At 36.2% G+C, this 21,521-nt stretch carries 27 protein-coding genes; 18 read left to right on the top strand and 9 right to left on the bottom strand.

Annotated features, from left to right (window positions below; translation table 11 throughout):
• Positions 1–172: 172 nt before the first annotated feature.
• The 3 genes from WIW72_RS09695 to WIW72_RS09685 all read left to right on the top strand — a co-directional run bounded on the left by WIW72_RS09695 (position 173) and on the right by WIW72_RS09685 (position 2,161).
• Complete coding sequence (locus WIW72_RS09695) at positions 173–1,213, top strand: hypothetical protein (protein WP_337700845.1); 1,041 nt, start codon at positions 173–175, stop codon at positions 1,211–1,213.
• Between the two features lie 129 nt (positions 1,214–1,342).
• Complete coding sequence (locus WIW72_RS09690; RefSeq protein ID WP_196770238.1) at positions 1,343–1,498, top strand: hypothetical protein; 156 nt, start codon at positions 1,343–1,345, stop codon at positions 1,496–1,498.
• Between the two features lie 63 nt (positions 1,499–1,561).
• The gene (locus tag WIW72_RS09685) at positions 1,562–2,161 is read left to right on the top strand and encodes a hypothetical protein (RefSeq protein WP_337700847.1); all 600 of its coding nucleotides are present in this window, start codon (positions 1,562–1,564) and stop codon (positions 2,159–2,161) included.
• On the opposite strand, the gene WIW72_RS09680 is transcribed toward WIW72_RS09685, so the two are convergent.
• Positions 2,135–2,794 carry a 16S rRNA methyltransferase gene (locus tag WIW72_RS09680; protein WP_337700956.1) on the bottom strand — a complete coding sequence of 220 codons (660 nt, stop codon included), beginning with the start codon at positions 2,792–2,794 and terminating at the stop codon, positions 2,135–2,137. The genes WIW72_RS09685 and WIW72_RS09680 overlap by 27 nt on opposite strands.
• Before the next feature lie 27 nt (positions 2,795–2,821).
• Here WIW72_RS09680 and WIW72_RS09675 point away from each other — a divergent pair, with 27 nt between their 5' ends.
• The 3 genes from WIW72_RS09675 to WIW72_RS09665 are packed head-to-tail and all read left to right on the top strand — an operon-like array spanning position 2,822 to position 3,825.
• Positions 2,822–3,133, top strand: a complete 312-nt coding sequence (locus WIW72_RS09675; protein ID WP_337700849.1) for a ribonuclease P protein component 4 — start codon at positions 2,822–2,824, stop codon at positions 3,131–3,133.
• Positions 3,084–3,353: a YhbY family RNA-binding protein gene (locus tag WIW72_RS09670; protein WP_337700851.1), complete on the top strand. Its 270-nt coding sequence runs from the start codon at positions 3,084–3,086 to the stop codon at positions 3,351–3,353. The genes WIW72_RS09675 and WIW72_RS09670 overlap by 50 nt, the downstream gene beginning before the upstream one ends.
• A complete protein-coding gene (locus tag WIW72_RS09665) occupies positions 3,346–3,825 on the top strand; it encodes a DUF371 domain-containing protein (RefSeq protein ID WP_337700854.1) in 480 nt (159 codons plus the stop codon). Before WIW72_RS09670 ends, WIW72_RS09665 begins: the two co-directional genes overlap by 8 nt.
• Here the strand turns inward: WIW72_RS09665 and WIW72_RS09660 are convergent.
• Together WIW72_RS09660 and WIW72_RS09655 are read right to left on the bottom strand one after the other, a co-directional pair.
• Complete coding sequence (locus tag WIW72_RS09660; protein ID WP_337700856.1) at positions 3,733–4,494, bottom strand: methyltransferase domain-containing protein; 762 nt, start codon at positions 4,492–4,494, stop codon at positions 3,733–3,735. The two genes, WIW72_RS09665 and WIW72_RS09660, sit on opposite strands and share 93 nt — an antisense overlap.
• A gap of 68 nt (positions 4,495–4,562) precedes the next feature.
• Positions 4,563–5,546 (bottom strand): NAD(P)/FAD-dependent oxidoreductase, encoded by a 984-nt coding sequence (locus tag WIW72_RS09655; protein ID WP_443294976.1) that lies wholly within the window; start codon positions 5,544–5,546, stop codon positions 4,563–4,565.
• An 87-nt stretch (positions 5,547–5,633) separates the two neighbouring features.
• Here WIW72_RS09655 and WIW72_RS09650 point away from each other — a divergent pair, with 87 nt between their 5' ends.
• From WIW72_RS09650 to WIW72_RS09625, 6 genes are all read left to right on the top strand, one after another.
• Entirely contained in the window at positions 5,634–5,990 is a 357-nt protein-coding gene (locus WIW72_RS09650) for a hypothetical protein (RefSeq protein WP_337700861.1), read from the top strand.
• A gap of 5 nt (positions 5,991–5,995) precedes the next feature.
• Entirely contained in the window at positions 5,996–6,739 is a 744-nt protein-coding gene (locus tag WIW72_RS09645) for an NAD(+)/NADH kinase (protein ID WP_337700863.1), read from the top strand.
• Positions 6,739–7,215, top strand: a complete 477-nt coding sequence (locus tag WIW72_RS09640) for an NOB1 family endonuclease (protein WP_337700865.1) — start codon at positions 6,739–6,741, stop codon at positions 7,213–7,215. Before WIW72_RS09645 ends, WIW72_RS09640 begins: the two co-directional genes overlap by 1 nt.
• Positions 7,216–7,293: 78 nt before the next feature.
• Positions 7,294–8,184: a hypothetical protein gene (locus tag WIW72_RS09635; RefSeq protein ID WP_337700867.1), complete on the top strand. Its 891-nt coding sequence runs from the start codon at positions 7,294–7,296 to the stop codon at positions 8,182–8,184.
• Positions 8,185–8,187: 3 nt separating this feature from the next.
• Positions 8,188–9,906 (top strand): AMP-binding protein, encoded by a 1,719-nt coding sequence (locus WIW72_RS09630; RefSeq protein WP_337700869.1) that lies wholly within the window; start codon positions 8,188–8,190, stop codon positions 9,904–9,906.
• Positions 9,893–11,017: an aminotransferase class V-fold PLP-dependent enzyme gene (locus tag WIW72_RS09625; RefSeq protein ID WP_337721423.1), complete on the top strand. Its 1,125-nt coding sequence runs from the start codon at positions 9,893–9,895 to the stop codon at positions 11,015–11,017. The genes WIW72_RS09630 and WIW72_RS09625 overlap by 14 nt, the downstream gene beginning before the upstream one ends.
• Here WIW72_RS09625 and nadA read toward each other — a convergent pair.
• Together nadA and WIW72_RS09615 are read right to left on the bottom strand one after the other, a co-directional pair.
• The gene (gene nadA, locus WIW72_RS09620; protein WP_337700873.1) at positions 10,992–11,936 is read right to left on the bottom strand and encodes a quinolinate synthase NadA; all 945 of its coding nucleotides are present in this window, start codon (positions 11,934–11,936) and stop codon (positions 10,992–10,994) included. The two genes, WIW72_RS09625 and nadA, sit on opposite strands and share 26 nt — an antisense overlap.
• A gap of 26 nt (positions 11,937–11,962) precedes the next feature.
• A complete protein-coding gene (locus tag WIW72_RS09615) occupies positions 11,963–12,313 on the bottom strand; it encodes a hypothetical protein (RefSeq protein WP_337700876.1) in 351 nt (116 codons plus the stop codon).
• 52 nt (positions 12,314–12,365) lie between these two features.
• Here WIW72_RS09615 and cobT point away from each other — a divergent pair, with 52 nt between their 5' ends.
• The 4 genes from cobT to WIW72_RS09595 are packed head-to-tail and all read left to right on the top strand — an operon-like array spanning position 12,366 to position 14,982.
• Positions 12,366–13,403 carry a nicotinate mononucleotide-dependent phosphoribosyltransferase CobT gene (gene cobT, locus WIW72_RS09610; RefSeq protein WP_337700878.1) on the top strand — a complete coding sequence of 346 codons (1,038 nt, stop codon included), beginning with the start codon at positions 12,366–12,368 and terminating at the stop codon, positions 13,401–13,403.
• Positions 13,404–13,406: 3 nt separating this feature from the next.
• Positions 13,407–13,727, top strand: coding sequence for a transcriptional regulator (locus WIW72_RS09605; protein WP_337700880.1), 321 nt, complete (start codon positions 13,407–13,409; stop codon positions 13,725–13,727).
• The gene (locus WIW72_RS09600; RefSeq protein WP_337700882.1) at positions 13,724–14,383 is read left to right on the top strand and encodes an HAD family hydrolase; all 660 of its coding nucleotides are present in this window, start codon (positions 13,724–13,726) and stop codon (positions 14,381–14,383) included. Before WIW72_RS09605 ends, WIW72_RS09600 begins: the two co-directional genes overlap by 4 nt.
• Positions 14,350–14,982, top strand: a complete 633-nt coding sequence (locus WIW72_RS09595) for an METTL5 family protein (RefSeq protein WP_337709401.1) — start codon at positions 14,350–14,352, stop codon at positions 14,980–14,982. Before WIW72_RS09600 ends, WIW72_RS09595 begins: the two co-directional genes overlap by 34 nt.
• On the opposite strand, the gene WIW72_RS09590 is transcribed toward WIW72_RS09595, so the two are convergent.
• From WIW72_RS09590 to WIW72_RS09580, 3 genes are read right to left on the bottom strand one after another with little or no spacing between them, the layout of a single operon-like run.
• Positions 14,959–15,621 carry a phosphoglycolate phosphatase gene (locus WIW72_RS09590; protein WP_337700884.1) on the bottom strand — a complete coding sequence of 221 codons (663 nt, stop codon included), beginning with the start codon at positions 15,619–15,621 and terminating at the stop codon, positions 14,959–14,961. The two genes, WIW72_RS09595 and WIW72_RS09590, sit on opposite strands and share 24 nt — an antisense overlap.
• On the bottom strand, positions 15,621–16,454 hold the full coding sequence (locus tag WIW72_RS09585) for a deoxyribonuclease IV (protein WP_337700885.1): 834 nt from the start codon (positions 16,452–16,454) through the stop codon (positions 15,621–15,623). Before WIW72_RS09585 ends, WIW72_RS09590 begins: the two co-directional genes overlap by 1 nt.
• 43 nt (positions 16,455–16,497) lie before the next feature.
• Positions 16,498–19,512, bottom strand: a complete 3,015-nt coding sequence (locus tag WIW72_RS09580) for an FAD-binding and (Fe-S)-binding domain-containing protein (RefSeq protein ID WP_337700887.1) — start codon at positions 19,510–19,512, stop codon at positions 16,498–16,500.
• Positions 19,513–19,696: 184 nt separating this feature from the next.
• Here WIW72_RS09580 and WIW72_RS09575 point away from each other — a divergent pair, with 184 nt between their 5' ends.
• Together WIW72_RS09575 and WIW72_RS09570 are read left to right on the top strand one after the other, a co-directional pair.
• Complete coding sequence (locus tag WIW72_RS09575; RefSeq protein ID WP_337700889.1) at positions 19,697–20,296, top strand: hypothetical protein; 600 nt, start codon at positions 19,697–19,699, stop codon at positions 20,294–20,296.
• Positions 20,297–20,303: 7 nt separating this feature from the next.
• Entirely contained in the window at positions 20,304–20,828 is a 525-nt protein-coding gene (locus WIW72_RS09570; protein ID WP_337700890.1) for an NUDIX hydrolase, read from the top strand.
• Here WIW72_RS09570 and WIW72_RS09565 read toward each other — a convergent pair.
• Entirely contained in the window at positions 20,785–21,465 is a 681-nt protein-coding gene (locus WIW72_RS09565; protein WP_337700892.1) for a chlorite dismutase family protein, read from the bottom strand. The two genes, WIW72_RS09570 and WIW72_RS09565, sit on opposite strands and share 44 nt — an antisense overlap.
• Positions 21,466–21,521 lie beyond the last annotated feature (56 nt).

Below are 21,521 nucleotides of genomic sequence, written 5' to 3'. Positions count from 1 at the left end.
GTTATAAGCTTAATAATATCATCCTTTTTGGCCCCAAGGGTATAGGCTAACAAATCATAATTATCGCCAAAGACCCTCATTTGTCGAATTAAGTGAGCATGAGCAAACATCACTGTCTATAATAATAGGAATTAGTTTTATATGCGTTTATCTAATAAGATAATCACCAATAATGAGATTTTTAGTTTTTAACCCTAGAAGATGGGAACTAGTGTCATTAAATCCTTTCGACTTTGGATTGGAAGACTTTGTTAACCCTGTAAGAGCTAAGTTAGAATACGAAAATTTCTTAGAAAAACTAAAAGAGTTAGGAGAGGTAAAAGACGTTTGTGATATCGTAGAAAGGGAAAAACTAGTCGAGTTAGTTTATACGTCAATACCTACAATTGGAGAAGGAAAAATCGAGGAAAAGAAATTAGAGAAATCAATACTGTCTTTGGACAGGGAAGATTTATGCAACCTTTTCATTCTTAATCCCACTGTAATTATATCAGAGAACGAGAACAGAAAAGTACCTAAGCTTAGGGTATTCTCTGAAAAAATAAGAGGAGAATTAATGTGGTTACATAGATACGCGTTAATAGATAAAATTCCAGTGATAGGATTTCCATCTATTTCTACTAGTAAGTTTGAGATAAAATTTTTGTATTATTCTTTAAAAAAGGAAATAAACCGAGAACCACTAATGGCTGATTATCCGCCATCTTTACTAAATTTTGATGATATAATCATAGATAAACTAAATAATTTACTTATAGCTCAAATAGGAGGTTCAACTAACGTAGAGGGTCTTTCCAAACTATTCAAACTAAGATACACAACTTTAGGTGAAGTATACCTTGATAATAATAGTGACAAATTACCTATATTTAATTTCATTAGATTTCTAGAAAAAGATAGTGTCATAATAAACAAAAAGATTTTTGAAAAGAGCAGAGTTGATGTTTATGAGTTTACCGGAAACAATTACCATTTCAAGTATACGACCGACCTAAAAAGCTTCCTTAAATTATACTACAAAAATATAATAATTGCAGAAAATGAAGATATGTCATTTCTAGTTAATGATAGAAAAGTTCTTATTAAAGAAAAATCGAAATCTGATGAACTTCACAAGATATTTAGGGACTTAGGACTGGACATAATAACAGTGACGATGAACAATCTTTCTTCCACTTATAATGGACCTTACAACTTAGTAATAGTTTATTAAAAACTTAAAAATGAGATATTTATACAATAATGAGACTTTATTAAATTAAAACACTGTTAATTAGACTTCCTTCTCTTCATTTAACTAAAATTTATTAGTTAAAAGTTAAATGTAATATTGGGATCGCTTATGGCTGAGAGTAAAAAAGAAGAGGTAGAAATTAATTCTTTCAGTGATTTGATAAAAGCTCTATTTAAATACGATAACTGGTATTTAGGTGGTTTTGTAATTTTGCTTATATTGTTTGTACTAATGGATATAGCATTATTCACGCCGCATTCTTAATAAAATTATATAAAGATAAGCTATTTAACACACTTTTTAAAATTAAATTATTGTGATAATTAGTTGCCAAGGGCGAACCTAGCTGCAGATGCTGAGTTAATAGAGGAGTTAGAACAAGAGGTTAAAAAGAAAGGCTATACAATGTATGCTATCACTAACTTGGCTCTGAGAGCGATCCTAGAGATCTTAAAAGAGGGAGGAGATTCTGAGACTTTAAACTCTTTAGTCGAGTACTACAAGACCGTAAAAGACTTAGAAATAGTCCCAGTTACGGTATGGTACTTGGAAAATATAGTTAAGCTAGCCTACGAATATGATAAAAATAAGGCATCAGAGGTATGTGAGATAACTGGAATCCAGTTAGCATCCTACCTAAAGACTAAAGCTAGCAACCTATCCGATCTAGTTGAGCTTTATGAAAAAATTAAAGAACTTATTCCCGTAAAGGACATTGCAATAAAACAAAATGGTGAAACAATTGATATTAGAATAACGGGCACAGGTTTCGGGCTGGAATCTACTACTTGTGCCTCAATAATCCTTAAGAAGATTCTTGAAGAGTATGGATTTGAGGTAATATCCTTGAACCCTACACCAGGCGGAATAATCTTAGTTAAAGCTAAAATACTCGATGCTTCAAATTCTAAGGAATCCAAGAAATAAGAGACAAGCAGATGATAGTCTACATATTACCTGATGCGCTTCTAAAACTCTATCACTAATTGAGTAAAAAACATCTGCATTTACCTTTACTTCTTCGGAGAAGTCTCCATGAGGAAACGCTCCAACACCTATCAACCAATTTTCACCTAGCTCGCAAATCTTCTTTAAAGATACTTTTTCTCCGTTTTCAGAGAGGACTGCTAGCTTATACTTCTTTTTTAGAGAACCTAAACTCTCACTTGTAATCTCCATAAAAGGCTTATCCGAATCTACCGGAACTTTACCATATCTTAGCAACTGTTCCACTAAGCTCACGAACCTTTCGTAGTTCTTAGGTATTCTAGTATCATTTCTCACACTGATTATTTTCCCGTCTATTGTGTGTACGAAGACTTCACCTTTTATCTCGTCCTCTAAATACAAGAAATTCAGCAGCGATAAGTGAACAATGTCCGGTCTACCCCTTTTCTCTTTGTCCTTAAGCTTAGCCATTGCACTGTAATGAAGTGATTTGTCTAAGATCATGTAACGCGGATCCTTTCCTCTTTTCTTAGCGTTTACTATGACTGCTGGATGAGATAAGATGTCTCTTGGTATCAGTTCAAGGGAAGAGTCCAATAAGATGAGATTAATTTTACTCACAAATGAAGATCAATGTTGATGAAAATAAAAGTAGTAAAAGAACATAGGAAGAGAGCTTTAGAACTTATTGACATGGCTGAGCAAATTGTAAAAGAAGGAGATATAGAACTAGCGAGAAGATATGTACGATTGGCATTAACATATTCAAGTAAATTCAGATTTAAGCTTCCATTAATCTACAAGAGAAAAATTTGTAGAAAGTGTTTCGTGCCTTTAATTCCGGGACTAACAGAGCGTAGGAGGATAAAAAATAAAGTTATAGTTAGAACATGTATATACTGTGGTTGGGTCAGAAGATACCCCATTAAAAAGACTGATAAAGGAAGCTAAAGCTAGCCACGCCGATGTTAGAATAGGAAAGAAAGGAGTTACTGAAGAAGTGGTTAAAGAAATAAAACGAAGGCTAGATGAACACAAAGTAGTAAAAGTGAAAATAGGAATAGAAGTAGAAGACAGAAGAGAATTTGCTAGATTAATAGCTGAGAAGGCTAACGCAAAGCTGATAGAAATAAGAGGTTATACATTTATACTAGCTAAGAAAAATGATTGACGCAATTAAGGCTAAAGGACATTATAACGTTAAAGCTACCCACAAAACTACTTTAGAAGTTACTAAAGATAGCTTTCTAACCCCTAGGGGAGATTGCATAATAGGAATAAACGCAGACAAGGGAGCTTCTCAACTCGACGAAAGGGTCAAGGACGAGATTAGGAGGGATACTAGTTATATATATGCCGTTATTGTCGTAAATGGAATATACGACATTGTTTCGGGTAGAGGGTCAAGTCAGTTGCAACTAACCAATCCTAATAAAATAATAATCAGGAAATCTACCTTCATCTCAGACAGTACAATTATGTTAAACGCTGACAAATCTGCGAAAGACATAGACAGAAGAATAATTAAGAAATTACAACAGGGTTCAGACCTAACTCTTTTCATTATCACATCTAACTCTCCCCTTAAAAATGAAGAGATCCTTAGAATAATCGTTAACTCTTACCCAATCAGCTTCACCTAGTTTTTGAGTAGCTTCGTCCTTAGACTTACATAAAATGTAAAAAATTGCCTCCTTACATACTCTACACACTTCGCTCTTAAAGGATTCAATCATAGTAGGATTATCAGCAACTCCTATATCTACGCTCTTATCCCTAAAGGGTAAGTAATGAGCGTCGTATTGCACTATATCTATGTTCCCCTTTAATTTGTTGAGGTTTAAAGACTCCTTCAAAAGATACAGACCATCGATATTTAAGTCTCCAGCAATTACGTAGTTGCATTTCCTAGCTAAATGTATAGCTATTGCACCATAACTTGTAAACAGATCCGCTAATACCTTTTTACACTCTACTTCTTTTTCGAGTTTGTCTCTTTCGGAAGATAAAGACACGTTAACATAAACTTTTGAAATATCAACTATGAATCTAAGACCACTCTCCTTGTAAACAGTAGTAGTCTTGTACTCACCACCAGCGAATACTAGTTCATTAACTCTCAATTCTCCCGTGACTTTCTTACGAATAAAAACTGATTTTATACGAGGGTTTATCTTCATCAACGCTTTGGCTAATTCCTCTTTGTTAACTTCTTCTTTTGGAGAGACTAGTGCGATGTCTCCGATTATGTAGTAACTTCTGACTCCTTTTATAATCTCGTTCAGTTTAGGGGTAGTCCTTTTGCTTGTCAAGACTAAAATTGATTAAAGAAGAAGAAAGCTAAAAAAGTAGAGTTACAAACAAAGGGAGAAATAGGAAATTACTTCTTAAACTTATCCATCTCAGAGCTATGTCCCGCAAATAATGACGCATTTGGATCCACGTACTTTTTAGCTACGCTTACAGCTATAGCAGCTTGTCCGAAACCAACTGCAATTAGAGCCAGCTTTGGTGCACCTTCTTGGCTCGCGATATCACCCGCAGCATATACTCCAGGCAAATTGGTTTCCATCTTTGCGTTAGTTATTATATCCCTTCCTTTCATATTAAGTCCCCACTTTAGCATGTTACCTAAGTCTCCTTTGTGTCCTATGCTAATAATGACAGCGTCTACATCTAACACTTTCTCCTCCTTTGTTCTGTTGTCAAAAATTACAGCGTGAGTAACCTTATTACCGTCGCCTTGAACTTCCTTTAACTCGTGCCAAGTATAGACTGTGGCGACTTGATATAGCTGCTTTACGCTCCTTTCGTGAGCCCTAAACTGATCTCTCCTGTGAATTAACGTCACGGACTTAGCCATAGGTGCTAGGGTTAAGGCCCAATCAACCGCCGAGTCTCCACCTCCTACAATCAGTACTCTCTTACCCTCAAAGTCCTTCTTCCTCCTAACAGTGTAATAAACTCCTTTATTCTCGTATTCTACCTCACCCTTAGCACCTAGCCTAGTGGGGGTTATTTTTCCAATTCCAGCTGCAATTAACACTGTTTTTGTCTTAAATTCCGTCCCTTTGTCAGTCTTTACTATCCACATATTATCGTTAGCCCTCTGAAGAGTGTCAGCCCACTCTTTTACTCTTACTTCTGGAGAGAACATCTTAGCTTGTTCGATTAGATTTTGAGCTAAATCGTATGCTAATATACCAGGAAAACCTCCAACATCATAAACCATCTTTTCAGGATATAGAGTGACAAGCTGTCCCCCTAACTCATCTTGTGCATCTATAAGAGCAACCTTCATATCCCTTAATCCTGCATAAAAAGTAGCATATAGACCTACTGGGCCTCCGCCAATAACTACCATGTCAAATTCTGCCAAAATTAAATCCCCGTTTTTTCATTTTGTTTATACTATTTAAACCTTTACACAGATTTATAATGAGAGATTAATATGTATCTGTTACTGGGACTTCTCTTATTAGCTTTATCTTTAGGATTTATCCTATTAATGCGCGGATGGTTCTACTATTATAGAAAAATTATGATAGCGGCAATTGAATATGTAGGCGAGAATCATGAGAAGACAACCATCACACTCAAGCCTGGAGAACGTGTAACAATAAGACTTCATGGTAAGACCACAATAATGACGACCGGAGTAAACAGCTGGATAAGTGTAAAATATAAGGGAATAAAACAAAAGATTTACAAGGTTAGGTTAATAAATTACGATGGTGAAGTCGAGCTAATTAACGAAAGTAAAGTCTTCACGGTAAATGTTATTATCTTAAAGGAGTATCATAACTAACGTTGATGTTACTCAAAATACTTACAAAAAACTCGCCAGATGCTATTGAATTTAGTGAAAAAGTTAAGAAATTAGCAGAAGAAATGGGATTTAAAATAACCGAAGGTAATAACCACGATCTTGTGGTTGTAATAGGCGGTGATGGTACACTACTTAAAGCTGTCAAATTAAACTCCCCAGTTATAGGAATCAAGTTCGGTAGAAGATCAGCCTTATTAGATATAAATCCAGAAAACGTAAAAGATGTTTTGACTAGGCTAAAAAACGGTGATTATATAGTAGATGAGTATGAGATGTTAAACTTGAGGACCAAACAGACTAGAGCCGTGGCATTCAACGAAGTAGCTATATTATTTGATAACCCTGAGACTATTCTAGGCAGTGTCAGTGTGGGAGAAAAGAAAATCATATTTGAAGGAGACGGTGTATTGGTTTCTACTCCTCAAGGAAGCTGGGCTTGGAGTTATTCAGCTACAAGAACTCTACTTCATAAAGGTGTGAACGGTATTGAAATTACTTTTATGAACTGTATAGTTCCAGATATGCATAATATCATTATCCCTATGAAGGAGAAAGTCACTATTAAGTTAGAAGATAAAGGACGCCCTCAAATAGCTAAAATAATAGTAGATGGTGAAGTAGTAGGGTATTTAAGGAGTGGGGAAGATGAGGAGGCTATAATTACCGAACATGAAAGAAAAGCTAAAATTCTACGTTTCTATAAAAGAATTGACTTAGGTTACTTGTAATGAAAAGGATAATATTCGATACAGCGGGTTTTCTGGCTGGACTTGAGAACTTATTTCCCTTAGTTTATACAACACCTGACGTAATAGAAGAAGTAAGAGATTCAAATTCAGTAAATTTATTGAATTTATCTATTAATTCAGGAAAAATAATTATACAATCTCCTTCTAAAGAATCAGTGGATTACGTCATCAAGACTTTACATCAAATAAAGGAAAGTGAATTATCACAAACGGATATCAGCGTGATTGCGCTAGCACACGAATTAAGACCCTCAGTAGTATTTACCGACGATCTAAGCGTACAAAACGTACTATTGTATCTCAATATAGAATTTAACTCCGTAAAGTTAGGATTTAAGATGAAGAACAAGAAAAAAGTAGTATATAAGTGTGAGGCTTGTGGCAGAATTTTTAAGAAAAAATATACAGAATGTCCCTATTGCGGGTATAAAATAGTTAAGATTAGAGAAAAATAAAACAAACAAATTTCTTCTAATCTTTTAATACATTTTGAAGAAAATTTTATATATTTATCAAACAAACAATACTAAGAGTTGAAGCTAAGTGACCTTATAAAATACATAAGACTCGTGGGATTAAATCCCCATATAATTTCATCTCTTTCCAGGATACCTGTAAATGATGTTTACTATTCGATTCTTAGCTTATTTTACGAACATCAGATGACTGTATTTCCCATTATAAACTCTGAAAAGTTGGGCTTATGGAAAGCTGTCATATGGTGTGAGAAATCGACTATACCTTACGAAAAGGCAAAACAGATAACTGGACCTTTAGCAAACCTTTTCAGAGGAGATATTGAAGATGATTCATTTATGCTTGTTTTTTATACAAGTTATGAAGTATTTGACGAAATGAAACAAACCTATGAAAAAGTTTTTGATAAACTTAACATGAAATGTTCTATAAGTCTTTCTGTTCAAAGCTTTAGATTTATCAATGATGAAAACTGTTACGATTTTGAAAATAAGGAATGGGTATGTAATAGAAAACAAGTATATATATCAATCCCGTCAAAAGAACTTCTAAAATTAGATAAATATGACGTAAACTTATTGACAGATATCCAAGTGAATCCCGCAATACCTTACTGGAGAAATTACCACTACAAACACATAAAAGAAGTTTTACACGGCTTCATGTATACTTTAGGCAATACAAATTATATACTCGACGTAAAGTCTAAAAGAATTGTAAACGATCCTAGCTTACTGACAATTGCGCAGCTCGATAACGGTTATTATATAGCAGAATACCATGCAGATAAGAAAAGTCTAGAAAGAGTAATCTCTAGCGTGAACAAAATTAAAGACGTGGAAGTAATCATTTCAATAAAAGATCTAGCATTTGCTCATGGTTTCAGTATACCTTATGAAGTGTTCAAAGATAATAAATGGAAAATACCTAAAATTAAGATCGAGTAAAAGTTGGACTACTTTACCCTTTATCAAAAATCTCTCGAAAAGCCAGATTGGTATTGGCAAGAATACGCTGAAAAGTTAAAATGGTTTGACAAGTGGAGTACAGTAGTATCTAAGGAGAAATACGTAGCTAGGTGGTTTGTGGGAGGTAAAACCAATATCGCGTTAAATGCGATTTCACATGCTGGGACTGCGTTAGTTTGGTACGGCGAAAACGGAGAAAAAATAGAGCTTACATATAACGAACTGGAAAGAGCTGTTAAGGGGCTCTCCAGTGAATTTAGAGCTAAAGGAATTAAAAAAGGCTCTAGGATAGCTATATATACACCTAACACTCCTCAAGGAATAATATCCGTTTTATCTTCGGCGTGGGTAGGAGGAATTTACACGATAATTTTCGCGGGATTAGGAGAAGAGGCTATTAAGAAAAGATTTGATGATTTTCAGCCTGATTATATAATAACAGCGAACTACACAGTCCGCAGAGGAAACAAAATCCCCTTATTTATTAAGGGAGATTTGATCTTCAGAGAGAAGAATGAAGTTCAAGAGATAAAAGAACTTGTTGAAAAAGGCGATAAAGACAACGAAGCTGAGAAAATCGAAAGTAATGAACCGTTAAAAGTAATGTATACTTCAGGGACTACTGGTAGGCCCAAAGGCATTATATTACCCCATGGAGCCTGGATGGTAGGCGATTATACTGTATTTAACCTAATGTTCGACCTAAAGCAGGGCGATATAGTATTAACTACTTCCGATATGGGGTGGATCACTTTTTCAAGAATTATGTACGGAACTCTGCTCCACGGTTCTACATTCGTGTTTATGGAGGGAGCCCCAGATTATCCGAAAAATAGGCTAGTAAAAATCATCGATGAATTGAGACCTAAAGTCCTATTTACATCACCTACACTTCTAAGAACGTTGAGAAAATACGACTTAAAATTGCCAAGAGTTGAATTCTTAGCTACTGCAGGGGAAATCTTTGACGATCAAACATGGGAGTATGCTAAAACTTTTGCTGAGAGGATCACTGATGTTTATGGACAGACCGAACTTGGTTATGTAGTAGGAATTCCGTACTCCCTAGAAAATGTAGAACCTAAACCCGGTTATGCAGGAGTACCATTCCCTGGGGCACTGCTAGAGACTGTTGATGACGAAGGAAAACCGGTTTATGATAAACCTGGTTACTTAATCTGTAAAACACCTTTCCCCACTCAGTTCATAGGTGTACTAAACAACTCCGAGAAATTTGCTTCTTATTTCTCGAGATTCGGGTACCATGATACTGGAGATATTGCAATAATCAATAATCCGTACGTGAAGATCGTCGGTAGAAGCGATGATATGATAAAAATTGCTGGGCATAGAATCACAACTGGAGAAGTAGAAAATGTTCTAATGGAGGTAAACGGGGTTAAAGAGGTTGCTGTCGTCGGGGTACCCGATGAAGTGAAAGGAGAGAAAATGATCGTATTTGTGGTGGGAAATAATATAGACCCAGAAAAAATAAGGGAGAAAACAAGAAAGTCTCTAGGTCCTATTTACGTAATAGATAAGGTTATAGAGGTAAACAGGCTACCTAAATCTAAAAGCGGTAAAGTAGTAAGAAGAATATTGAGAGATCTCGTACTCGGAAAGGAGGTAGATCCTACCATACTCGAAGATCCTGACGTAGTGAACGAGATCAAGGAGGTAGTGAAGAGTGGGCTTTATTGAAGACTTTAGAAATGAAGTTCCTTTAACTCAACATTACATATATCTTAATCACGCTGCCATATCTCCTACCCCTCTTTCTGTCTACCTCGAAGTTAACAAATATCTGATAAGTGTTATGACTAAGGGGACGATAGCAGTTAACGAACAGGAAGCCGACGACTTTTATCACATAAGAGAGAAAATAGGTAAACTAGTAAATGCAAAAAGTGAGGAAATCTCTTTAATACCTAACACTTCCTATGGGATTAATGTAATAGCTCACGGTTTAGCCTTTAAGCAAGGTGAAAACGTAGTTACAGATAATGTTGAATTTCCAGCAACAGTTTATCCTTTTCTTAAGTTAGTTAAGAATAAGAAAATCGAGCTAAGAATAGCTAAAGTATCCCTGGAAAAAATAGAGGATGATATACTCTCAAGAGTAGATAAAAATACCAAACTAATTAGCTTAAGTCACGTTAGTTTTAGCACGGGTGTAAAAGTCGATGTAAGTAGAATAGTTAAAGAGGCTAAACAAGTAGGAGCATATGTATTATTGGATATAATTCAAAGTGCTGGAGCTACTGAAGTAGATTTAAAAAAGTTCGATGTAGACTTCGCCGTTGCTGGTGGGTATAAATGGCTAATGAGTCCCCAAGGTTCAGGCTTCATGTATGTTAAAGAAGGACTATTAGAAGATCCACCGTTTTATGGCTGGAAAAGTGCATCTAATTTCTTAGAGTTTAACCCAGAAAAGTTTGAGCTAGAAAAAGGTCCTAGACGATTCGAGATAGGAACTATAGATGTTGCGTCAAATTTAGGTCTTGCCAAATCATGTGAGATTATTTACCAACACAGAGATGAAATATTTGGAAGAATACAGTACCTATCTAGCTACGTAATAAAGATAGCTAATGAAAGAGGTCTGGAGGTTATAACTCCAGAAAATAAAAAAGCAGGAATAGTAGTAATCAAGATAAAGAATCCTAGGAAAGCTTCAGAATATTTACTCAGAAAAAAAATTATCGTGTCACCTAGAGGGGAAGGGATAAGAATATCTTCTCATTTCTACAATACATTAGAAGAGATAGAATCTGCGATAGAGTATATTATTTATTATCTCCGAGAATCTTAATGGTTCTTTCGAAAGCCTCTTTAGCTTTCTCAGCAACATCCTTAGGTACCTTTACCTCATAAACTTCTTCTTCTAGGGATCTCTTAATCTTTTCCAAAGTTATCATTGCCATGTAAGGGCATCTTGCGCATCCGCAAGCTTCAGTGGTTACTAAAGGATAAAATACCTTATCTGGAACTTGAATTTTTAATGCATTTATCATTCCCAGTTCCGTAGCTACAATGAATTCTTTGTTAGGGCTTTCCTTAGCGAATTTTACCATTTGATTAGTAGATCCAACAAAGTCAGCTGCTTCAAGAATCTCTAACGGGCTTTCTGGGTGAGCCATAAGAAGTGCATTAGGATATTTCTTCCTTGCTATCGATACTAACTGCTTGGTATAATTTGCATGAACTATACATCTTCCGTTAGGAGGGACTTTAATTAATTTCTTACCGGTTTTGTGCTCTACATAGTTAGCTAGATTTGCATCTGGACCGAAAATTATGTTCTTAGCGTCGAGTTTACTTACGACTTTAACTGCGGTAGAGGAAGTTACTATATAGTCAGCGAATGCTTTAGTGTATATACTCGTGTTTATATACAACACTACCGGAGCGTCTGGATATATTTCTTTATATTTCTTTAATGTATCTACATCTAGAGAATCTGACAACGAACAACCAGCATTCGGATCGGGCGATAGTACTTTTTTATCCGGATTCAATGCAGCAGCTTGTTCAGCCATAAAATAAACTCCAGCAAATACTATCATTCTTGCATTAGCTTTCATAGCCTTCACTGCTAAGTCGTAAGAGTCACCCGTAAAATCCGAGACTAACTGAACACCATAATCCATGTAATTATGTCCGAGTATGATAGCGTTCTTTTCCCTTTTTAGTTTCTTTATTTCGATCATGATGTTGGACTGAGCAGACATTCTCCCTCGAACATGTGTTCTGTGAATTAGTCAGTTTTAAACTTTATTACTGAAAAATATAATTCTTCTAAATCTTCCAAAATTCTAACAAGCATAGTGTATATAGTAAAATCATCTATCATGTCTATTTTTTCAATAGCTTCTAAGACATCCGAATATTCTTGAATTAATTCAGATTTTATAATCTTCCTCTTTGCCAATTCCCAGATAACCTCACTTAATCTGTTTTCCCCTATTCCAAACCTTTTATTAACTTCTTGTCTAATTAGGTTATACATATTCTTTATAGAATTTAGTACCTCCGATTTTAGTGAGTGATCTAAAATAAACTCATCGTAAGTAACTTTAGTGCCCTTCTCAATACCTCTGTAGTACATCCAAAAATTCTCCATCAAATTAAAATTCGGAAAAGTCACCAAAAAATCAATTATGCAATACATAAAGGAAATAGTGGGAAAGTTAAAAGACATTAAGAAGAAAAAAACGCTATTTGTCCTAGTAATTGCCACAACAGACATGAGCTTAATACCGGGGATAACAGTAGCTGGGGCGACACCCGAACTCACCCACTTTACTCCAGCAGCTGATGCAGAGTTTTTAATTTTGGGTAAGTGTAAATCCATAAATACTATACCAGTCACTCCAGACGGTATTCCAACACCAGCAATTATAACGAGAGCAGCACTTGAATTATTGAAAATACCTAAATTAGTTGTGAATGCTGGAAGTAGAGTGATACCAAAACTCCCAGTGATTGATTTAGGGGGAGAGCCAGGCGGGGACATAAGAAAAGGATCTTTAAGGACAGAGGTTGCTCAGAGAATACTTGAAAACAGTATGATCATAAGTGAAGAGTTATCAAAGTCTTATGACCTTCTTGTTATCGGGGAGTCAATCCCTGCAGGAACAACCACGGCTATGGCAGTGTTAGCGGGACTAGGATACGACGCATTAGATAAGGTAAGTTCCGCATCTCCCCAAAATCCTAAAGAATTAAAAAGGAAAATAGTTATGGAGGCACTAAGAGACTTGCCTACGGATACTCTAGGAAAGATTAGTAAATTGTCTGACCCTATGTTGATAGCTGTAGCCGGTTTGAGTATAGGATTTAAGAAGGAAGTTATACTCGCTGGTGGTACGCAAATGACTGCAGCCTCAGCAATAATCAAAGAATTAAGTAAAGAGACGTTAAGTAATGTAACAATTGCCACAACAAGATGGATCGTAGAGGATCCTTCTTCAGACATTAAATACCTGGCTGAACAAGTGGGAGTATCGGTTGTAGCGTCTATGCTGGACTTTTCCTCCTCAAAGTATGAAGGACTAAAGGTCTACGAACGCGGTTACGTTAAAGAAGGGGTGGGAGCTGGAGGTGCGTCAACCTTAGCACTTGCAAACGATTATACACCTAATGACATATTAAAGAAAGTAGAAGAAATATATTCACAGTTAGTCAATATTAGTTAAGTAATGTTTACCGATTTCGACTTTTTAACAACAAGGGAGAAGATAGTAATACTTCTTAAATACACAGATTCACCGTTAACGGCAAAAGAGATTAAAGAGAGATTAGGAATAGAAAGCGAAAAGTTAGTATACGAACACTTATTACATATAGCTAAATCCCTTAAGAGAAAGGATATGAAGTTAATAGTGTACTTACCAAAGTGTAGGAGGTGCGGGTATACGTTCAACTTGGAAAAGCCAAAGAAACCAAGTAAATGCCCGAGATGTAAAAGTGAAGACATTGAACCTCCCAAATTCCTAGTTAGAGGACGGGATAGAAAATGAGCAAGGTCGTTTTCGTAGACATGGGAGAAACGTTAGTAAGTTTTATTCCAAAATTTCATCAACCGCTCTATGAATTTCTAGTTAAGAAAGGATATAAAGTGACGGAGAAACAAGTTTTTCGTGCAGTATCTAAGCAATTAGGCAGAGAACATTTTCCAGATCCAGTACTTGGCGGTTTAAGTGAACTTAATTTTAGAGAAGTATTATACGAGCTGAAAATCTCACCTAAAAAATGCTTGTTGGAGCAACTAAAAAACCTCACCTTGCTCTCGGGACACTGGGAACTATTTGATGACGTGAAACCGTTTCTTAATGAGCTAAAAAAGGACGGATATAAAATAATAATGATTACAAATGCTACTCGTAGCGTATATAGGATAGTGGATGATTTAGGACTAATAAATTATCTTGACGACATAATCGCATCATGTGATCTAGGAATTATGAAGCCCCACCCGAGAATTTTCAGAATAGCTAAAGAGAAATACGGAACCCCCATCTTCCATATAGGAGACATATACGAAATAGACTACGTAGGAGCTTTGAGGGCTGGAATTAACCCATTACTCTTAGATAGATACAACTTTTATGATGATATAAAGGCTAACAAGGTGAAAAACCTATTACAAGCACTAAAATTAATAAAAAACAACTAGAAATTTTTCTAGAACGAGTTCCTCCACATCCTAATCCTAATTATGAGTTAGAACAATATCTTACACCATCTAACCTCGCATCTACATTACTCTGGACTGCATATTTAAGGGGTGATATAAAAAAGAACAAGCTCGTAGCCGATTTAGGTTGTGGTACCGGTAGACTTTGTGCTGGAGCATCTATCCTTGGTGCCTACTGCTTGTGCATCGAAATTGACGACAACTCAATTTACGTAGCGAAAGAATTTTTCCGAGAAAACATGTTGGACTTTGAACCGATAATAGCTGATGTGGCGCATCTAAAATTGTCTCGCAAGATAGATACCGTAATTCAGAACCCGCCATTCGGAGTAGTTAACAAAGGTGCAGATATCTTATTCTTGAAAAAAGCACTAGAAATAGGTAAAGTAGTATACACCATTCATAAGTCTAACCCTAAAAGTAGTCAGATAATTAGAAAAATAGCTGAGACTGAGAACTATACTGTAGAAGTTATCACCTCAAGATATGATCTAAAGCCTTATTATCCGTGGCACAAAGAAAGATCTCACAAATTTTCTGTCGATCTCTATCTTTTAAAGGAAAATCTCACCGGATAAAATTTTGCTCAGAAAATCAATTATCCCCTGCCCGTTTGGTTTATCAAGAACTACATCCGCTATCTCCTTAATTTCTGGTAACGCATTACTTACGGCGACTTTTACATCGGCAACTCTAAACAACGGGATATCATTTTGACTATCTCCTAAAGCTATGACCTTGCCTTTAAAGTTGAGGAGGTTTTTAATAAATAAAACTCCTCTACCCTTGTCGACATCCTTAGGTAGTATCATTGCATCGTTTCTATTCCATTCTACTTTTACGCCCTCCAGATGTAAGTCAAGAGAGGAACTATCAATATTATTAACATATACAATTACCTCTCCTACACTATACTTAATCTCCTTCTCTTCTAATCTTTTAATTATTTCTTTTCTGATTTCAGCCCAATTTTTTGGTGCATTAATATAAGTTTTTCCACCATAAAGTATTATTGCACCGTTCTCCAGAACCCAACCCGTGGGCTTTAGAGTAGGAGCGAGCTTGCTTATGAACCTTCTTTCTCTTCCGGTAACTACAAAAAAGGGATACTTAGATGAGAAATGGTTTATGAACTCCGCTAGATTCTCCCTTATCACAAAACCGTCTTTTTCATCTGCTAACGTCCTATCGTAATCCGATACGAAAAGATATGCCATCACGAAAATTTGTAACCTAACTCTTCTAATACTTTTTTCATTTTCAAGGCATCTCTCTCTAGTTCTGGGCTTTCACAAATTAACGTAATGGATAAATTCTCCCTCTTAAGAAGTTCCTCAGCTAAGGGCCTGAATGGCGGAGCTTCAGTATCAATAGGTAAATGCTCATCTACGTACTTACCGTTCCTAAATACGAGAGACTCAAAATGCGAATTTATATGAGTTAGATTAAGTTCTTTTTGAAGTCTGTCTATAATTTCACTATAATCTATCTTCCCACCTTGTCTGGCAAAAGTGTGAGCCCAATCTATATAAGGTATAACTCCCTTAACTTCCTTGGATATAGATATTACCTCGTCGATTGTTCCGAAGGCGGACTCTTTTGCCATAGTTTCTACCCCGAACTTTACGTTCTTGATGCCTTGAGACCTTGCTGTATCTACTACTTCTCCCAATTCGGATTTGACTTGCTGATAGCATTCTTCTGGACTCATCTTACCGTAGAACGCTATATGAATAGCAATTGCATCCGCTTTCATCCTCTCAGCTCTATCAGCGGTATCTAGTATTCTTGCCTTAGAAGCTTTCACTTTCTCCTTATCATCAGAACACAAATTTATAAAGTAAGGTGCATGAACTGACAGCCTCACTCCTAACTCCTCCGCTACTTTTCCTGCTTCCTCCGCTGCCTCTGGTTTCATTTTAACTCCTTGGACGAACTCCACTTCCATAGCATTAAGTCCTAACTCCTTTACGGTTCTTATTCCATCTATGGTACTCCTCTTCTTAGAAGATAATGGAACTCCAGCCGGTCCTAAATAAATTTTGACCATAATTTGCTATTTGTTCGAAATAACTTAAAAGAATGAGAATACCTTAACTGGCCGCATCTGCAGTAAGTGCTGTTGCCCTTTCTTTGATAACTTTTTCGTTCTCTCTCACTAATAATATCAGAGTTTGCCTCAATACTCCTTCGTCGAACTGCTCTGATGTAAGTCCCTTGACCTGATTTATTACTACGCCTATGATTGGATCTAATTGCATTGTGGAAATTATATTACTAAGCTCTCTAATAAGTGCTGATAAATAGTTCACTATATCATCATATGTAGCACCTTGAGCTCTTTTATTTTCTAATAACTTCTTAATATGAACTTTTATTCCGTCTCCAGCATCACTTAATGCTTCAACTATCACATTCTCTATAATCTTCTTATATTCGTCTATGCCACTACTGGTAAAAGTGACTGTGTCTGCAATAATACTAGATTTACTGGAGAGACTCTTTAATAACGATGTAATGATAGCGTTTCTTAATTCCTGTTTTTCTGAGTAGGATAATTCTAACTTAGCTTTTGTACCTGATGTTACTACTGTAGTTAGCCCTACTTTTTCGGCTATAAATTCAACTAAAGTTTTTGCTGGTATTCCGTTTTCTTTGAATTTAAGTGAAGCTAGCGGACATAACGTTACTAACATAGGATACTTTGCACCTAAAGCCCTAGCCATTTTGTCAGCTCTTTTACCTAAGTTTTTCTCCAGTATTGCACCTGAGCACCCTTCTACTTTCCTAACTCTAAACCCTAGATCTGTCAATCTCTTAATTACTTCTCCCACATACGGGGTCGCGAAACAAGCAGCGTGAAGATAAATTTCTTTTCCGTTCCCATCTATCTGAAGAGACTTTAGTAGCCTTAACTCAATGGGAGATACCTCAAATCCCATTCTCATATTGTTCATGTTAGAATAATCCTTGTAAGCTTCAGAGAATACTCTATAATCCTCTGGTGCTATAGTTATAACCTCTAAAGCAGATGCTAACACTGACTTGTTCTTTTCCATTTTCTCGTTTAGCTTTTCACCACCGCTTATGTAATCCATAAATCCGCTGTCGTAAGTAGTCCCTATTACCTTAGCTTTAGCTCCTACTAACTTTAGAAGCCTCAACACAGTTATTGCAACGTTTGGATTATCCACTAAATTCTTTCCAACCCAAAGTATTATATCACTTGAGTTATCGTTTACGGATCTTAATTCGGGGTCTTGAAGTAACGGAACGTCTACTGGTGGCTCTTCTGGCATCTTCTTAGCAACTATACCGTTAAGCCTCACCAAGAGCGAAGATATGGGTATTTTAGCAGGACAAACACCATCACATAAACCACATTTATGGCATCCTGAAAGCTCGATTATAGCATCATCTGGTATGTCAACTCCTCCTTTAAGGTAATAGTACGTTACTGCGCCTTTTACGAAGTCAAACATACCCTTGGGTGCATAAGGCGTTTGTGGAATAAGTTTGAACTGCGGGCATACTGTTACACACATTGCACAGTCTATACATTGCATAGCATAATCAGCAAATATGTCCAAATACCTCTTGACAACTTTAAATCCTTGTACCTCTCCTCCAGGTACTATTGCTTTGGCTAATCCTATTCCAAACCTGAACCTCAACGCTTCTTGTTGTTTTCCTACAATTTCAAGAACTACTTTACCTCTCTTTTTAGGATCTAATACTTTGCCTGGATTAAACAGTTCTTCAGGATCCATTTCCTCCTTATACTTCTTTATAACTTCGTATCTATCAACACCGAGTTGCTGGAAAGTCTTGCCCATAGCACTTAGCCTATTCTTAGCATACTTATGAGCGAAAATTCCTATAGATAGCAATGAACCGCCAACCTTTATGATTGAATCCATCATTAGAGTGTTCTTAGCTAAATCGTAAATGATCTTTTTGTCCTCGTTCTTCAAGGATACTTCAGTGAAAGCATTTACTAACAAAACTTCTCTTTTTTCTAAGTCTATATCTAAATCAAACCCAGAATTTGGTTCTAACTTTCCTAACTCCCCCAAAAATCCTTTTAATTCATTAACTAATTCCACTAACTTAGTGTAATGTATAAGACCATGTTGGTGAATTAGTAGACCTTTTGACCTTAAAGCGGCAACAACACCGTGATTAAATGACCACCAACCAGTCCACTCACCTTCATAAATTTCAGCGTTAAATGTCTGCGCTATTCTGTAAATTTTTGGCTCAACTAGAGTAGATCTTGTAGACGGGTACATTATGATCATATTCCATTTTCCTCTACTGAGCTTAGCGTTAAACCTGTCAGCCATATTGGTAGATATAGAGGGACCTCTAACTTGAACGTGCCATGCCGGTATTACCTCTCTGTAGAATTCTCCTATCGCTTTTACAGTGTCGTCAAAGGAATTAAAGGCTAATACTATAGCTTCAGTAGGTGCATACTTCCTAAGCTTGACACCTGCTCTTACTATGATACCAGTAATGCCTTCAGCACCGGACGCTAAGGCTAAATTTGGGCCTTCAAGCCTGACTACTTCTCCTCTAGGGTTTACCATATCAACAAAGGAGACGTTATCTGAAATGAATCCGTATTCATAAGATCCTATTCCTAAGGCATCTCCAGCTATTCCTCCTCCAACAGTGGAATCATAAGATGAAGGGAAAGTCCTTAACTGCAAACCCTTAGATTGGGCTGCTAAATCGATTAACTTCCAAGTAGCACCAGGTTCGCTTATTGCCTGCGAATTAACTTCATCTACATCTACTTTATCCATTTTAGCAAAGTCTACTACAATACCTCCATCTACAGGTAAAGCATTACCGTATCTATTTGTAGCCCTACCGTAAGGAATGATGGGGACTTTATACTTTAATGCAATTTTCACTAGGTCTACAACGTCCTCTACTGAAGTTGGGTATATAACGTAATCTGGAATTAAGTTAAGTTTTATATTCCCTGACCACACTAGCTGAGGAACAAAACCCATATCAGCCGAGTGTGAGAATCTCTCTGTAATGCTATCAGAAAAGTTGCTTCCAAACCGGGACTCTAATTCCTCTCTTAATCCCACTACTGCCACCTCGATTATTATAAATAACCTTTATTTATACCTATTTATAATCTTTTGTAACAATAAATAATATTTTTTATCATTGCAAAACTCTTGTTCATAATAAATTCTATTAAATTCAATGAATAGTAGCGTAAAAAATTTTGGGAAAAATTAAAAACTAAATGTTCATTATTTGTGCTTAATGAATGACATTGTAGTGAGTTTAGTTATAGTTTTTGGAATAAGTTTTGTGTCAAATATCTTGCCCTTTGCTGGTGCACCTTATACAGTTATAACTTCATATTTCATAATACATTATCACACCTCACTTTTAATAATAATACTGTATATTATTGTGTCGGGATTGGGAGCGGGTTTAGCCAAAGTATTAACCTACATACTAGGAATAGGTCTAGAAAAACCTTTAAATAAAAATAAGAACTTACCTCTGCTTAAGCGATTTATAAGTTCTAAATACTTTATCCTTTCCCTTTTTATCATGGCCATGCTACCAGGGCTTCCTCTAGACGATTATCTATATATCGGCGGAGGAGTAGTGAGAACTTCATTAGTTAGAATGTTAAAAGTAACAATACCAGCTAAAATCCTGAAAAGTGGGGTAGAAATACCTCTTGAAATACTAGGGATAATCCAAGTAAGTGCAATAAGTGGACTGAGCCCATTAGAGCTTACTGTAATTTCATCCATAACTTTTATCGTACTAGGAGTAATCTTAGCTAAAATAGATTGGGAAAAAATGTACTCGACGATTAAACAAAAATACCCTAAATTCAGCTTATAAACTCAAAATGAGAATTTACTCTTCAAAAAAATTTGATGTAGAGATAGATAATTTTAATTTACCAAACGGTAAGTCAGTTGAGAAGGCTTACGTTAAGCATAGAGGTTCAGTAGTTATAGCCCCATTTCTGGACAGTGAGACGATAATACTTATCAAGCAATTCAGACCTATTATTGGAAAGTGGCTAATCGAACTCCCAGCAGGAACGATTGAAAGGGGGGAAGACATTGAAACGACAGCTAAAAGAGAAATAGAGGAAGAGATAGGTTACAAAGCTGGGAAACTCCATAAGTTGATCTCGTTTTACGTATCACCCGGAGTTATGACAGAAATAATGCATCTTTTCATTGCTACAAAATTAGAAAAAACCCAACAAAAACTTGAGGATTATGAAGTGATCGTACCCTTCGAAGTTAAACTGTCCGAAGCCGTAAAAATGGTTGAAGAAGGAAAAATTGAAGACGGTAAAACTATGTTATCTCTCCTCTTCATTTCGAGAAAATATCAGGAGATCCTAACTCTCCTACAATAATGGGCTCCTCAAAAGCAACCCACTTCCTAGCTTTGACTTCTCTCAGCTTTTCAACTATGTTAATCCATTTATCTAACTCAGGGATCTCATATATTACTACGAATTCATAATCGCCTATGCCGAAAGAATACGTAGTATATGACCTTATCCCTTTATTATCAGGATGAGTTCTTGCAACCCTTATATGTTCATCCATGACCTCCTTCCTTTCCTCGAAAGGAAGCAGGTACCAGTCTACCGTCTTCTTCATAGGATAGGCTACGAAATACCTTAAAGGTTCCTGCCTCAAATACTTTAAGATTTCGACTGATGTATTACCCGTATACGGAGAAGGCTTGAAATACGAAAAGAAAGTTAACGTGGGGATTAAAAGACCTGAGGAGGAAGAAGCAAGAGAATACCTGAACTCGTTTAGGAGAGAAGTTTCGACATCAGCAACCCAGTATATCAAGTCTCCATTATCTCTCAGAGAGTTATACCTCTTTAAGGAGCCCAACTTATCGCGGTAAGATTTCTCTGTTTCTTCTATTGTCGAAAGTATCTGCAACTTCTGAGATTTACTTAACTCCCACCATTTGCTAGAAAACTTAAGTGAAATAACATACATATATACTCCTTGCTGACTATTTGGTGACATAATACTACGTTCACTTCCTCATATTAACACTTTTCGTCTTTTTAGTAAATCTCATA

It is taken from the genome of Stygiolobus sp. CP859M (assembly GCF_037389975.1).
Taxonomy (GTDB): Archaea; Thermoproteota; Thermoprotei_A; order Sulfolobales; family Sulfolobaceae; genus Stygiolobus.
The sequence above is the reverse complement of the archived record's forward strand: the minus strand, read 5'-3'. Positions and strand labels throughout refer to the sequence as shown.

Coding starts and splice junctions, on each gene's coding strand:
- WIW72_RS09695 (WP_337700845.1), top strand. CDS start 173: ATGAGATTTTTAGTTTTTAACCCTAGAAGATGGGAACTAGTGTCATTA.
- WIW72_RS09690 (WP_196770238.1), top strand. CDS start 1,343: ATGGCTGAGAGTAAAAAAGAAGAGGTAGAAATTAATTCTTTCAGTGAT.
- WIW72_RS09675 (WP_337700849.1), top strand. CDS start 2,822: ATGAAAATAAAAGTAGTAAAAGAACATAGGAAGAGAGCTTTAGAACTT.
- WIW72_RS09665 (WP_337700854.1), top strand. CDS start 3,346: ATGATTGACGCAATTAAGGCTAAAGGACATTATAACGTTAAAGCTACC.
- WIW72_RS09655 (WP_443294976.1), bottom strand. CDS start 5,546: ATGGTAGTTATTGGCGGAGGCCCAGTAGGTCTATATGCTACTTTTTAT.
- WIW72_RS09650 (WP_337700861.1), top strand. CDS start 5,634: ATGTATCTGTTACTGGGACTTCTCTTATTAGCTTTATCTTTAGGATTT.
- WIW72_RS09645 (WP_337700863.1), top strand. CDS start 5,996: ATGTTACTCAAAATACTTACAAAAAACTCGCCAGATGCTATTGAATTT.
- WIW72_RS09640 (WP_337700865.1), top strand. CDS start 6,739: ATGAAAAGGATAATATTCGATACAGCGGGTTTTCTGGCTGGACTTGAG.
- nadA (WP_337700873.1), bottom strand. CDS start 11,936: ATGTCTGCTCAGTCCAACATCATGATCGAAATAAAGAAACTAAAAAGG.
- WIW72_RS09615 (WP_337700876.1), bottom strand. CDS start 12,313: ATGTACTACAGAGGTATTGAGAAGGGCACTAAAGTTACTTACGATGAG.
- cobT (WP_337700878.1), top strand. CDS start 12,366: ATGCAATACATAAAGGAAATAGTGGGAAAGTTAAAAGACATTAAGAAG.
- WIW72_RS09605 (WP_337700880.1), top strand. CDS start 13,407: ATGTTTACCGATTTCGACTTTTTAACAACAAGGGAGAAGATAGTAATA.
- WIW72_RS09600 (WP_337700882.1), top strand. CDS start 13,724: ATGAGCAAGGTCGTTTTCGTAGACATGGGAGAAACGTTAGTAAGTTTT.
- WIW72_RS09590 (WP_337700884.1), bottom strand. CDS start 15,621: ATGGCATATCTTTTCGTATCGGATTACGATAGGACGTTAGCAGATGAA.
- WIW72_RS09585 (WP_337700885.1), bottom strand. CDS start 16,454: ATGGTCAAAATTTATTTAGGACCGGCTGGAGTTCCATTATCTTCTAAG.
- WIW72_RS09575 (WP_337700889.1), top strand. CDS start 19,697: ATGAATGACATTGTAGTGAGTTTAGTTATAGTTTTTGGAATAAGTTTT.
- WIW72_RS09570 (WP_337700890.1), top strand. CDS start 20,304: ATGAGAATTTACTCTTCAAAAAAATTTGATGTAGAGATAGATAATTTT.
- WIW72_RS09565 (WP_337700892.1), bottom strand. CDS start 21,465: ATGTCACCAAATAGTCAGCAAGGAGTATATATGTATGTTATTTCACTT.